Here is a 12734-nt window from a genome sequence, read left to right on the forward strand (position 1 = left end):
TTACGCCCAGGATGAAGCATCCGCACGGCATGCGTGACCATTACCCTTTCAAGGATGACACCCGTGAGCGAAGAACCCGTCTTTGAGCTGCAACGATTGATCGGTCCGGAGCTAGTTCAACAAAGCCTACTGCTGCGACTGCTAACCAAGGCCGGCATGTTCGATGTCGATGGCCCACGCAATACGATGTATCTGCCGATTTCCCGTGAGTTGGCAATTAAGTTGGGTGTTTCGCCTTACGCCGAAACGCCACTGTCAAGCTACACAGATGGTTTGATGGCCCAACTCGCCAAGATCGAAGCAACAGACGATTGGCAAGCAGCACTGGCTGGCGACGGAGCCGCGGCGCAGCGCGTGAGCGAGCAAGTTAACGGCCTGAGCGATGTGCTCAAAGTAGCGATCACCAACGGTGATCTTTACCTCGCCGCAACCGCAGACGGGTAACGGGTGCGAGGCGAGTTGAACGATGATTTCAGATAAACAACTGGCGGCCGCAGATTGCTAGATCAAGGAGGATATAGCGTGCGCAAACGAAAACGATGGGGGCTCCCAGGTCTGCTAACTGCGTGTTGCCTCGCGTCGGCGAGTGGAGTGCCGGCGTCATCGGCGGCCGCATCTTCTGCACCCGATTCATTGGCCATTGTGCGGCTTACGTTGTCGGAGCCGGAAGCAAATCTAGACTTAGCCCGCGCCAAAGTCCGAATTGATCGCCTGATAGACCCTCACATCGATGAAGCATCTGTGCTGCGTCAAATCGACCTGTTGTCGAAACAAGTCCTCGCACGTGTTCCTACGGGTGCAAGCAATCGCGCGAAGCTGGAAGTTTTGGTTACGTCATTGGCGCAGCCGGGTCCGTGGAACGACTATCGATCGTTTCGATATGACTTGGAAGACCCGTTCGGAAAGAACATACGGAACAAGTTTCTCTCAACTTACCTCGCGACACGCAAAGGCAACTGCGTATCGATGCCCGTCCTGTTCGTGATCGTCGCTCAACGAATCGGACTTGAGGCGACCCTATCGGCCGCGCCTCATCATGTATTCGCTCGGGTCAAAGGCGACGGGGGAAAATGGGTCAATGTGGAAGCTACGAGCTTTGGCACCAAGTCCGACAATAGCTATCAAATAGAACTAAACATCACACCCCGTGCAGTCCAGAGCGGCATCTACCTACGAACGCTTACGCGCAAAGAAACCATAGCGGTCATGCTTGAGACTCTAATGGAGCATTACAACGAGACCGGTGCGCAAGCGCGCCGCTTGGCGCTGACGGACTTGGTATTGGAACAAGACCCGAGAAACGTTGCGGCCATCCTACATAGGGGGAGCGCTTGTACTCGACTTGCAAAACAGCGCTTCGCCGACTTGCGCGTGTCGCCTGACGCGCTGTCGCGAGCACAGCGACAGGATTTCGAGAGGCTGGGGCGTTGCAATGCCGATGCTTTCGCCAAGGCCGAGGCGCTTGGATGGCGGGAAGAGACAAAGGCGGACAACGCGAACTATCGACGCGGTATCGACCAAGTGAAAGTCAATCAAGGAAGACAACCATGAAGATCGTAAGAACACTGGGATGTGGTGTCCTGCTGCTTGTACTCAACGCCGCCAGCGGAACAGCGTTTGCGCGTTACTTGCAATCCGATCCCATCGGGCTGCAAGCCGGACCCAGTACCTACGCCTACGTTTCAAGCAGTCCACTGATGTATTACGACCCCTTCGGGTTGCAGCAGAATCAAGCTTGCGTGGCCGCCTACACTGCGGGCGGTGCGATTTGCGTCGGCGCTGCCGGCTATTACGGTGGGGGTCTGGCTGGCGCGGTAGGCGGTGGCGCGGCTGGTACGTTAGTTTGTAGCCCTTCGGGTCCGGGCGCCCTAGCCTGTGCCGGCGCTGCCGGCACTGGTGGGGCAATTGTTGGGAGCAAGGCGGGCGGCCTACTTGGTGCGGCAGTGGGCGGCGTCGCGGGAAATCTACTCGGGCAGGCGATGTGTCCGAACGAGGAAAGCGAGGAAGAAAAACGCGAGAGGCATTGCCAAGCGCTCAAGGATAGTATTCACAATACGTGCTGGGGGCTACCGGCAAAGCAGCGGATGAGATGCTGGCAAGCAGCGGTTGACGCATATAGACAATGCATGGGACACATATGAATCAGGAAAAATTTATTGCCGAAAGGCGGCTCCTATTTGGGCGTGCTGATGACCCTGTCCGGAAAGAGTTGACGATACGCATCGCGGCGCCTCGCATACTTGACCCGGATAGTGTCAGCTTCAGATTTGATGAAGGGACTGCCGCCTGTTCGGCAGTCTTTGAAGGACTGGACGTTCCGCATTCCGAGGTCTACGGCATCGACACACTGCAAGCACTGCGGCTCGCCTCAGACATCGATCCGATATTGCGTGGGCTACAGAAGAAGCACGATGTAACTTTTTTCTTTCCCGATGGCGATACGTATTTCGACTAGCTCATCCAACGGATGCGAGGGCAAGCTAACAATGATTGCAGATAAACAGTTGGCCGGCGCCATTAGCGAGCGAGTCCTGCGCGTTAACGAACTTTTGAATGAGATGGCTAGCCTTGTCCAAGAGCGAGGCACCGAGGATGAACTTCGCCCGTTCTGTAGGGCTATCGGTCAAGTCATGGGGGAGTTGCTGTTGTCAGTCGCTAACCCGCTTTACAAAGCCCATCCCGAGTTGAAGCCGGCAGGGATGGATTAGGCCTGACGGCATGGAAACTAGTTGCCTGGATGAAATTAGGCGCATTCTTGACTCTGGCGAGGTAGACAGAGGAAGGGCCTTGTTACTCGACTTCGCAAAAGCCAATCCAGACGAAGCCCGAGCATGGATTTTCCTAGCTGGGATCGCGACACGTTTGCAGGATTGGACGCTGGGAAAGAAAGCCTTTTCTGAACTGACACGCCTGCGTCCGTCGGACGGTTTGGCGTCATCTGGTTTAGTGCAATCCCTTGTGGAACTCCATCACCACGACCGGGTCCGTGAGGAAATAGCAAGGTTTGCTTTGACTGCTGATCGATCAAATGCAGGCGCGATTGCGGTCCTTGCAGAACATCAAGAAGTGCTAAGACGAATTTCCGGGAGGGCTCCGCGGTAGACTAGAAGTCAAGAGGACAAAGAGAACGGCTATGCGAAAATTCACCGTAGGGGAGGTGGAAGGAACCGTGATTCGTTACAACCCGATACGCGGCATGTTCGTGGTGGAGGTTGTCGAATACGGGGAGTACATGGTTTTTGAGTTGCTCGACTCTGTTGACATCGAACTCGGCAACATTATTGCTGGCGACCTTCGCGCGCTTGGCAGCGTGGAGTTGCGCCACCTTCAAGCCGGGCGGATGTTCAGCGCTTACGGTCAGTCGGGGCCGTCGAGCAAGCAGGCGGCCTTGCGGCTCATCAGTTAGTCCGGCTGTACCGCGAGGGCTAGGGCAATGGCTTGCGCTTGGCGGCAATGGCTGACGCAAAAGGAAAGGGCGCCGTGCGGCGCCCTTTCTCATCTGCGCCGAAGCGCCATGCTAGGAGTCGAGCGTGTATGGAATGAAGCGAACGACTTCCTCGCCGACCCACTCATTGATGCGTCGAAAGCGCGTTTGCAACGGTATCAACTCATTGCGCGCGAACACCCGCGCGGCTTTCTCCACGTCGCCGAACCCGCCCGTGTTGTTCGGTGGCATGCACAGAAGTTGCGGCGGTACGCGATGCGCGGCCAGCACGTCATCGCGCGTCGCGCTCTTGATTCCTAGGAATTCGTCTTTCGCCGCAACTTCGCTGATCGGGATCACCTGTACCCCGTCCTTGGAGCCGTTGGGCGAGTACAGAAATAGATTGCGAAAATTGCCGATTCCCTTCGCGTCGCGCAATGCTTGCCGCATCGCGTCAATGTCGGCCGGGTCTTGCGCGGCATCGTTGACGTAGAGGATGAATCCCGCATGGCTACCGTTGAGGTAATACTTTCGACGGAACAGCGTCGCCGATTCGTTGAGAAACGCCGACTGTAATGCGGCGATGTACTGCGGCACGCCGTAAAGCTCTTGCGTCAGGTCCGGCTCGATCAAGTGAAACATCGAGTCCGGCGCGAATTCGTGTTCCTCACCGTCTTGGATGAAGTAATAACGCCCGTCTTCGATGCCTCGCCGCGTATGCAGCGCCAGCGAGTGCCGCAGCGCCATCGGCTTACGACTGCGGGCGTCGCGCCGTTCCAAATACGCGTTGCCTAGCGCGATCATATCGAGCGCCAATTTCTCGAATTGATCGCCGCTGAGCAAACGGTGCGGTATGAAGGTGGACGACAGGATGTTGCATTTCGTGTAGATCGCCGAGGCGTGGTGAGGGCTGGAGTGAAACGCGCGGGCAAGCCCGTTCATCGACACGGACGGCTCATACCAGCGCCCGACGCGGACGCACTCGCTGTGATCGAGGATGGCGCGTTTATCCATCACGGGCACCGGGTCGCCGAAGGTGAAGGCTTGCGCCTTCGGGGACGTTTTAGGGGCGTCGGCGGTGTCGGGTAGAGCAGGCATCAGAAAATCTCCACAATGGATTTGCTGCGCGGGCTGTCGCCGCCCAGCGGTTCATGGTCAAGCGCATGCATCACGGCCCACGCCAAATCGGCGTGCCCAATGTCATCGCTACGGCTTGCTTCAAAGGTGGCTTGCCGGCCGCTCGCGGTCATGGTCTTGCGGATCGCCATAAAGGCCTGCGCCAAGTCCGACCACGAAGCATCGAATTCCAGACGCCCGCTGCCGATCACGTCCTTAGCCTTTAAGACCATGCGGGTCTTGGTTTCCACCGAGTACGTGATATTTCGCGCGGCTGGGAAAAACTCGCGCACCAGCGGGTAAACGCCCGCACCGACGCCGGTTGCATCGATGCCGATATACGTCACGTTGTACTGCTGCGTAATTTTTCGGATGCGGTCGGCCTGCACCTTGAAATCCATGCCGCGCCACTGATGCTTTTCCAGCACGCGGAATTTGCCGCCGGGCACGGAGGGCGGCGCCACTACAACTAGGCCGGCGCTGTCGCCGGACAAGGCGGGGTCATAGCCGATCCAGACCTCGCGATAGCCGAACGGCCGCATCGCAAATTGCTTGAAGTCTTCCCAGACTTCCCAGGTGTCGACGAAGCACCGCTGCAACTCGGCAAGCGGGAACACCGACGCCGTGTCGTCGGCGAACTCGCACATAAGCAGGTTGGCCCATTCTTCCGGGCTCTTTTCCTTGCGCAGCGCTTCCAAGTCGAACAGGTTGCAGCCCAGGCGGGCCGCATCCATTACCGTGACGATCTGGCGCCAATGCCCATCTGCACAGTGGAAACCGTTTTGCAGCGTGTCGTGCGACACGTCCAGTTTGATGCGCTGATCGCGCGGCCTTCCCTTGTTGAACTGTTCGCCGGTCCAGAACGCATACGCTTCATGCGTGACGCTCGACGGCGTGGAAAAGTACGTCTGCCGCCACTGCTTATGCAGCGCCATGCCGGCCGCGACCTTTTGCAGTGCCGTGAATTGGAACGTCCAGAAGTATTCGTCAAAGTACAGGTTGCCGTGATAGCTCTGCGCGGTACGCATGTTGGTGCCGAGGAAATACAGCGTCGCGCCGTTGGGCAGCACGATCGGATCGCCCGACAGGTCTACATCGGCGGACTGCGCAAACTCGATGATGTACTGGCGGAAGACGTGCGCTTGTTTCTTGCTGGCCGACAGGAAGATTTGATTGCGGCCGGTCTCTAGCGCGTCTACCAGCGCTTCGCGAGCGAAATAGTACGTCGCGCCGATCTGGCGGGACTTCAGAATGTTGCGGATGCGTTCGGTCAATCCGGCCTTGCGCCATGCGCGTTGATAACCGAACAACTGCTGATCGAACGTGCGAAGCAATTGCACTTTCTGATCGTCCGAGAACGCATTGCGTACCGGCTTGCGCTTGGGCTTGGCATTGCGCCGCTCGATGTTCGGGTTCAAGTCGCCTTCGTGGCCGCCCGGCTCGCCGTAGCGGCGCACGCGTGCCAATCGCTCTATCTGTCGGCCGAGTAGGTCAATTTCCTTGTAATCGCCGCCCGTTTTGACTTCCTTCAGGACAAGTTGCGTTAAGCGCGCCTCAATCGAGGATTCGACGCGGGCAATCGGCGGCGCATCGTCCCAGGCGTCTCGGGTTTTCCAGCTTTCAACCGTCGTGCGCTTGAGCCCAAGGCTCTTGGCGATATCGGTCACGCGCCAGCCTTGCCAATAGAGCGCGCGAGCGCTTCGGCGCTGATCGATGTGCGGTGCGGGTGCAAGAGAGAGCATGCGCAAAAGCTAAGTCGCGCGCGCGTGTGGGCTGCATTCTTGCGAACGGTGTAAGCGCGTTACACAACGCGCATGCGTTGGACATAGTGCGCGTGCCGCCGACCATGAATCCATCGAAAGCAAATTCGTTCGGGGTCATTCGTGGCAGGCAAGAGCAAGTTTTTTCGCGTCGCAGTCGAGGGCAAGACCTGCGATAAGCGCACCATCGAACGGTCATGGCTGCTGGACGCCGCGGCGACCTATGACCGCAGCAAGTACGCCGCGCGTATCTGGCTGGAACACATCCGAGGCGCGGCGCCGGAATCGCCGTTCGGCGCGTATGGCGACGTGCTGGCACTGAAGACCGATACCGTCGTGATCGACGGCGAACAACGGTTGGCGCTGTTCGCGCAGGTTGCGCCGTCCGCTTCGTTGGTCGCGCTCAACAAACGCGGTCGCGGGCTGTACTCGTCTGTTGAGATTGATCCCGACTTCGCCGAGTCCGGCCGCGCCTATCTCGTGGGCCTTGGCGTGACCGACAGCCCTGCAAGCCTGGGCACCGAAGCGCTGTCGTTTTCCGCTGCGAATCCCGATACCGCCCTGAGCCGTCGAAAGCTCAACGCGGCCAACATCTTCACCGTCGCCGAGCCTATCGAATTGTCGTTTGACGACACCGACGAACCGTCGTCGCAGGGCGAATCGCTGTTCAACAAAGTGCGCTCGCTGCTGGGTCGCCGCGCCGCGAACGACGATGCGCGCTTTACCGACGTGAATCGCGCGGTCGAGACGGTGGCCCAGGCCGCCGCCGATACCGACCGCATCGCAACGGCCGCCCGTGACGCCCTGGCGCAGTTGCGGACCGAGACCGAAACCCAGTTCGCCGAACTGCGCGGCCTGCTGGACAGCACGCCGAACGGTGCCCCTGCGCGCCCGGTCGCCATCGGCGGCGGCGGTGGCGATCTGACTGACTGCTGATCGGGACCGCACGACCGCACGCCCCTACGTCAACCCAAATAAGCGGAACCCCATGCTCTGCAATACCCGACTGCGATTCGACCAGTACATTTCCCAGGTGGCGAAGCTCAACAACACCGGCGACCCCTACAAGAGCTTCAACGTGTCTCCCAGCGTGCAACAGAAGATGGAAGCGCGCATGCAAGAAAGTTCTTCGTTCCTTAAGTCCATCAACGTCATGCCGGTGGACGAGATCAAGGGCGAAAAGATCGGTCTCGGCATCGGCGCGCCTGTCGCCAGTCGCACCGATACCAATCTGCGCACGCGCACGACCCGCGATCCGACTTCGATGGATATCGGCGGCTACGAATGCCAGAAGACCAATTTCGATACCCATCTGAAGTACGCGAAGCTGGACGCCTGGGCGAAGTTCCCGAACTTTCAGGCGATGTGCCGCGATGCGGTGCTGACCCGCTGTGCGCTGGACCGCATTTCTATCGGCTTCAACGGTACGCATGCCGCGCCGGATACCGACCTGGGCAAATTTCCGAACCTTGAGGACGTGAACAAGGGTTGGTTGCAGCACTACCGCGACCAAGCGCCAGCCCGCGTGCTCAAGGAAGGCAAGACCCCGGGCAAGATCACTATCGGTGCGGGCGGCGATTTCGCCAATCTGGACGCCGCCGTCATGGATGTGGTGCATGGGCTGATCGATCCGTGGCACCAAAAGGCCGGCGGTCTCGTCGTGATCCTGGGCGCGGACTTGCTTCACCGTAAGTATTTCCCGTTGGTGAACACCAATCAGGCGCCGAGTGAACAGCTTTCGGCCGATATCGTGATGAGCCGGCAGGAAGTGGGCGGCAAGCCGGCGGCGCAGGTGCCGTTCATGCCCGATAACGCGATGTTTATCACCCCGCTTAAAAACCTGTCCATCTACTACCAAGAGAGCGCCCGCCGCCGCTATTTCAAGGACGTGCCGGAACGCGATTGCATCGAGAATTACGAATCGTCCAACGAGGCGTATGTGGTCGAGGATTTCGGCGCCGGCTGTCTGGTCGAAAACATCGAACTTGTGCGCTGATCGATGTCGCTCGCAAAAGCACACTTCCTGCGCGTGCGCGCCGCCGAGGCGTCCGCTTCGACGGCGCACGGCGAACCCATCGACGCGACCGCGTATGAGCTGATGCTCATGCAGTTGGCCGAGCATCGGCGCCGGCTCAAAACCTTGCAGTCGGTTGAACGCAAGGTGGAGATGAAGCGTCGGATTCTGCCCGAGTACGCGCCGTGGATTGACGGCGTGTTGCAAGGCGGTCGCGGCGGACAGGACAAGGTGCTGATGACGGTCATGGTCTGGCATATGGACGCCGGCAACTACGGCGAAGCGTTGCGCATCGCGGACTATGCATTGCGGTTCGATCTTGCAATGCCCGACGACTACCAGCGCACGACCGCAACCGTCATCGGCGATGAAATCGCGGACGCGGCGTTGAATGAGCAGGGTGCCGGCATGGCGTTCGATCTGGACGTGTTGACCCAGGCCGAAGCATTGACCCGCGATGCGGACATGCCCGACGAAGTGCGGGCGAAGCTGCACAAGGCGCTTGGTATCGCGCACATGGCGCAGGCCGGCGACCCGCCGTATGCCGGCGCGGCGGTGGCCTGGGCCGAGTCCGCCCGCGAACACCTGCGTCGCGCTTTGAAATTGCACGACCGCGTCGGCGTCAAAAAAGAAATCGAGCGCTTGGACCGCGCATTGAAACCACCCCTTACCACGTCCGGGTCGCCGGGCGTTGCGAAGCGCCGCAAACGCCGTTCGTAACGCCGGCCCCGGTCATCCCGAGTCGCCCACCCGCGCCACGGCGGCGGGGCGGGAGCGCGGGTCTCTCTCCCCCTATCGCTCCCGCCCCCCACCGCCGTTTTACCTGGACCCGATATGAGCGCTTTTATCGCCGCCGCGCCCGCCAAGGCCGCGCCGGAATCCGACACCCTGCAAAACGACGGCTGGTTTCCCGATCTGTCGTTGTCGTCGCTGCGGCTTGCTGGCCGCATCGATGGCACCGTGCCCACCGACCGCCTGCGCGAGCTGGCGAAGGATGCGGCCTTGACCGTCAACGCCCGTTTGCGCGAATTCCGCGCCGGTCACCAAGGCGCGGGATTCGCTTCGCTGCTGGCGGTGCCGTCCTCGCGCATCGACGGCGAATCGCGGCTGGCGGTGCTGTACCGCCGCGCCGTGGCGTGTTTGTTGAAAGCCGATGTGATCGAACGCTATCGCGACTTCGACAGCACCGACAGCGGCCAGCGTCGCGCCGAGGATCAAGAGCCCGGCGCGGATACGTGGCGCCGCAATGCGTCCTGGGCCGTGAGCGATATCAACGGCCAGACGCGCACCGTCGTTGAGTTGATCTAGTGCGCGTGTACGCCGTGCAGGGCGAAACCCTGGACGCGCTGTGTTGGCGCGTGCTCGGGCGCACGGCCGGCGTTGTAGAGGCCGCCTTGATCGCCAATCCCGGCCTCGCCGACCTGGGGCCGCTGCTGCCGCACGGAACCCCGGTGGATCTTCCTGACCCCGTAACCCGCGCCCCCGACGCCCGCCCCCTTATCCAGCTTTGGGACTGATTCGCCCTGTGACGACACCGACCGAACCCCTGCTGTCCATTCCCGTTCTGAGCGGCACCGCCGCCGCGTCCACGTCGGCCGGCGTCGTGGCCTGGGCCTCGCCGCTGACGCACGTCGGCGTGCCCGCTGCCGTGCTGTTCATGGCGTTTGCCGGGGTCGCCTGCGGCCTGCTGGTGAACCGGCCGGGCGGCACGCGCTGGCGTTTGTACGCGCTCGCGTTGGCCTATGCCGCCGTATCGGCCTGCGTCGCCATCGTCGTACCCAGCGTGCCCGGCCTGGGCTTCCTGCAACCCGTGGCGCCGGCCCTGGCGCTGCTGGTGGCGTTCTTCTCGCAATCGCTGATTCCCGTTGTGGGCGATGCGCTGGCCGAACGGATCAAGCGCGAAATCGGAGGCAAGCCGGAATGACCTTCGCCGATTGGCTAACGGCCCTGGTCGCGCTGGTGACCGCGCTGGCGATGCTCAAGGACACGCCGACGCACGACGACGTGCGCGCCAACGTCCGCGCCATTGTGCGCGGCGCCTGGGCGACGTTTCGCGCCCGTGGCGTGCGCGCGATCGACGGCGCCGCATTGGGCGGATTGGCTCGCTACCTAGTGCGCCTGGTTGCGCTGGTCTGCGTCGTCGCTGGCGCGGGCGTGATCGTCCTGCAGCCCGTTCTAGGGGTGGCCCCCATCCACGACCACGAACGCGCCCTGCGCGCCGCGCTGTGCGTCCTGCTGGCGCTGCAAGTTCCGTGTCCGTGGTGGCGCTACATCGCCCACGGTCACCCCCGTATTTCCCGTCCGTCGCTTCGGAGCAAACGCCGCAATGCTGTTCACTGAAACCCAACTGGCCGCCGCCGTGCAATGCCCGCACGCTCGCGCCGTGCGCTGGCACGAACCGCTTATGGCAGCCATGCACCGTCGCGCGATCACCACGCCGCGCCGCATTGCGCATTTCTTGGCCCAGGTCGGGCACGAAAGCGGCGGGCTGCTGCGCCTGGAAGAAAATCTGAACTACCCGGCTTCGCGTCTACTGGAAGTGTTCGAGGATTATTTCAGCCCGGCCACCGCGGCACAGTACGCAGGCCAGCCCGAGCGCATCGGCAACCGCGCGTATGCCAACCGCAACGGCAACGGCGACGAAGCCAGCGGCGACGGCTACCGCTTCCGGGGCCGCAGCCCCGTCCATCTGACCGGCCGCGACAATTACCGCTGGATCGGCGTTTTGATCGGTGTTCCGCTGGAAGCTGAGCCCGACCGCGCGGCCGGCGTCGAGGTCGGCGCCGAGATCGCGGCGGCGTATTGGACGGGGCGCGGCCTGAACCTGCTGGCGGACGGCAACGATGCGTTGGCCGTGAGCCGCAAGCTCAATCTCGGCCGGACCAACACCACGCGCATTCCGAACGGCTGGACCGACCGCGCGGCGCGCACAAAAAACGCGCTGCGCGTGTTCGGGATCGGCGCGTGAGCCCGTCGCTCGCCTGGGAGCTGGCGCGGCCTGTCGTCCGCGCGGTCGCGCTGCTGCTGATCCTGGCGGCGCTGATCGTCACGTATGCCGGAATGCAAACCGCCCGCGTGCATGCCGCCGAGGAACGCGCCGAGCGCGCCGACCGCGCCCGCGTCGCCGCCGAGGCGGCCCGCGATCTGGCCCGCGCCGAGGCACGCATCGAAGTGCGCTATGTGGACCGCGTGCAAGTCGTGCGCGAAAACGCCCAAGTCATTACCCGTGAGATTCCCGTCTATGTCACTCCGACTGCTGATGCTGCTTGCGCTGTGCCTGTCGGCTTTGTGCGCCTGCACGACGCCGCTGCCACGAACCAACCCGCCGGCCCAGCCGCCGGAAACCCTGATGCGCCCGCCGAAGGTGTTGCGCTCTCTGATGTCGCCGCCGCTGTCGCCGACAACTACGCCGCCGCCCACGAAAACGCCGAACAAGTAACGGGCCTGCAGGAATACGTGCGCGCCCTGGTCGAGCACTGCACCCGATGAACAAGCCGGCGAGCCTGCGCGCGCATCTGGCGGCTGCAATGCCCGAGCTGGCGACCGATCCCGAACGCATGCTGGTGTTCGTGGAAGACGGCAGTCTGATTAGTACCGAACAGCCCAATGACTCGTTTGAACTGCGTTACCGGTTGTCGCTGGTGCTGGTTGATTTCGTCGGCGACGCGGCACGGCTGTTCCTGGCCGTGCTGCGTTGGGTGCGCATCAATCAACTGGACTTGATCGCGCATCCCGACCGCTGGGGCGAACTGGCGTTTGAGGTGGACGTGATCGACCACGAACGCGCGGACGTGCAAATTCGCCTGCCGCTGCGCGAGCGAATCGGCGTGACGGTGGACGCAAACGGCGCGGAACAGGTGACGCCGTGGCCTGAGCCGAAATTCGACGTGACGGTTTGGGAGCCGTGAGCGATCTTGAGGCGTTAGAGCAGTGGGCCGCGCCGCTGGTCGCGGCATTGTCCCCGGCGGCGCGGCGCGGCCTGCTGCGCGCCCTGGCGCTCGATCTTCGCCGCTCGCAACAACAGCGCATCGCACGACAGCAAAACCCCGATGGCAGCGCCTACACACCGCGCAGACGTTTGCACGATGAGCGCGGCGGACGCATCCGCCGTCGCGCGATGTTCCAGCGCATCCGACAAGCCCGACACCTGAAAGCCACGGTGGAGGGCGGCGGGGTGCGCGTCGGCTACACCGGCCGTGTCGCCCGAATCGCCCGCGTTCACCAAGACGGCGGAATCGATGCCGTTCGCCCTGGCGGCGCCCTGGCGCGCTACGCCCGGCGCCAGCTACTCGGGTTCAGCCCCGCCGACCGCGACCGGCTCCGCGAACGGCTGGTGGCCCATCTAGCCGGCTGTACCGACGCAATTTAGCGACACACCGCACAGTTTCCCGGAGAAAGCGTGACCCGCGCCGCCGACGCC

The 12734-nt window shown here is 62.1% G+C and carries 17 protein-coding genes; 15 read left to right on the forward strand and 2 right to left on the reverse strand.

Annotated features, from left to right (window positions below; all coding sequences use genetic code 11):
- Positions 1-63 precede the first annotated feature (63 nt).
- The 4 genes from V2J18_RS07670 (at position 64) to V2J18_RS07685 (ending at position 3406) form a co-directional block, all read left to right on the forward strand.
- Positions 64-444, forward strand: coding sequence for a hypothetical protein (locus tag V2J18_RS07670; protein WP_336131457.1), 381 nt, complete (start codon positions 64-66; stop codon positions 442-444).
- A 297-nt stretch (positions 445-741) separates the two neighbouring features.
- Entirely contained in the window at positions 742-1551 is an 810-nt protein-coding gene (locus tag V2J18_RS07675; RefSeq protein ID WP_336131458.1) for a transglutaminase family protein, read from the forward strand.
- Positions 1552-2137: 586 nt separating this feature from the next.
- Complete coding sequence (locus V2J18_RS07680; RefSeq protein WP_336131459.1) at positions 2138-2455, forward strand: hypothetical protein; 318 nt, start codon at positions 2138-2140, stop codon at positions 2453-2455.
- 678 nt (positions 2456-3133) lie between these two features.
- Positions 3134-3406, forward strand: a complete 273-nt coding sequence (locus V2J18_RS07685) for a hypothetical protein (protein WP_336131460.1) — start codon at positions 3134-3136, stop codon at positions 3404-3406.
- 111 nt (positions 3407-3517) lie between these two features.
- On the opposite strand, the gene V2J18_RS07690 is transcribed toward V2J18_RS07685, so the two are convergent.
- A complete protein-coding gene (locus V2J18_RS07690) occupies positions 3518-4522 on the reverse strand; it encodes a phage portal protein (RefSeq protein ID WP_336131461.1) in 1005 nt (334 codons plus the stop codon).
- Entirely contained in the window at positions 4522-6282 is a 1761-nt protein-coding gene (locus V2J18_RS07695; protein WP_336131462.1) for a terminase ATPase subunit family protein, read from the reverse strand. Before V2J18_RS07695 ends, V2J18_RS07690 begins: the two co-directional genes overlap by 1 nt.
- A 141-nt stretch (positions 6283-6423) precedes the next feature.
- Here V2J18_RS07695 and V2J18_RS07700 point away from each other — a divergent pair, with 141 nt between their 5' ends.
- The 11 genes from V2J18_RS07700 to V2J18_RS07750 all read left to right on the forward strand — a co-directional run bounded on the left by V2J18_RS07700 (position 6424) and on the right by V2J18_RS07750 (position 12683).
- Complete coding sequence (locus V2J18_RS07700; RefSeq protein WP_336131463.1) at positions 6424-7236, forward strand: GPO family capsid scaffolding protein; 813 nt, start codon at positions 6424-6426, stop codon at positions 7234-7236.
- Between the two features lie 52 nt (positions 7237-7288).
- Positions 7289-8296 (forward strand): phage major capsid protein, P2 family, encoded by a 1008-nt coding sequence (locus V2J18_RS07705; RefSeq protein WP_336131464.1) that lies wholly within the window; start codon positions 7289-7291, stop codon positions 8294-8296.
- 3 nt (positions 8297-8299) lie between these two features.
- The gene (locus V2J18_RS07710; RefSeq protein ID WP_336131465.1) at positions 8300-9034 is read left to right on the forward strand and encodes a phage terminase small subunit; all 735 of its coding nucleotides are present in this window, start codon (positions 8300-8302) and stop codon (positions 9032-9034) included.
- 114 nt (positions 9035-9148) lie between these two features.
- Positions 9149-9622: a head completion/stabilization protein gene (locus V2J18_RS07715; protein ID WP_336131466.1), complete on the forward strand. Its 474-nt coding sequence runs from the start codon at positions 9149-9151 to the stop codon at positions 9620-9622.
- A gap of 5 nt (positions 9623-9627) precedes the next feature.
- Positions 9628-9831 carry a tail protein X gene (locus tag V2J18_RS07720; RefSeq protein ID WP_425605965.1) on the forward strand — a complete coding sequence of 68 codons (204 nt, stop codon included), beginning with the start codon at positions 9628-9630 and terminating at the stop codon, positions 9829-9831.
- 8 nt (positions 9832-9839) lie between these two features.
- Positions 9840-10238, forward strand: a complete 399-nt coding sequence (locus tag V2J18_RS07725) for a hypothetical protein (RefSeq protein ID WP_336131468.1) — start codon at positions 9840-9842, stop codon at positions 10236-10238.
- Complete coding sequence (locus V2J18_RS07730) at positions 10235-10654, forward strand: hypothetical protein (protein WP_336131469.1); 420 nt, start codon at positions 10235-10237, stop codon at positions 10652-10654. The genes V2J18_RS07725 and V2J18_RS07730 overlap by 4 nt, the downstream gene beginning before the upstream one ends.
- Positions 10644-11282: a glycoside hydrolase family 19 protein gene (locus V2J18_RS07735; protein ID WP_336133076.1), complete on the forward strand. Its 639-nt coding sequence runs from the start codon at positions 10644-10646 to the stop codon at positions 11280-11282. The genes V2J18_RS07730 and V2J18_RS07735 overlap by 11 nt, the downstream gene beginning before the upstream one ends.
- A 92-nt stretch (positions 11283-11374) precedes the next feature.
- Positions 11375-11803 (forward strand): hypothetical protein, encoded by a 429-nt coding sequence (locus tag V2J18_RS07740; RefSeq protein ID WP_336133077.1) that lies wholly within the window; start codon positions 11375-11377, stop codon positions 11801-11803.
- The gene (locus V2J18_RS07745; RefSeq protein ID WP_336131470.1) at positions 11800-12222 is read left to right on the forward strand and encodes a phage tail protein; all 423 of its coding nucleotides are present in this window, start codon (positions 11800-11802) and stop codon (positions 12220-12222) included. The genes V2J18_RS07740 and V2J18_RS07745 overlap by 4 nt, the downstream gene beginning before the upstream one ends.
- Positions 12219-12683 (forward strand): phage virion morphogenesis protein, encoded by a 465-nt coding sequence (locus V2J18_RS07750; RefSeq protein WP_336131471.1) that lies wholly within the window; start codon positions 12219-12221, stop codon positions 12681-12683. Before V2J18_RS07745 ends, V2J18_RS07750 begins: the two co-directional genes overlap by 4 nt.
- Positions 12684-12734 lie beyond the last annotated feature (51 nt).

This window comes from Lysobacter firmicutimachus, from assembly GCF_037027445.1.
GTDB lineage: Bacteria > Pseudomonadota > Gammaproteobacteria > Xanthomonadales > Xanthomonadaceae > Lysobacter > Lysobacter firmicutimachus.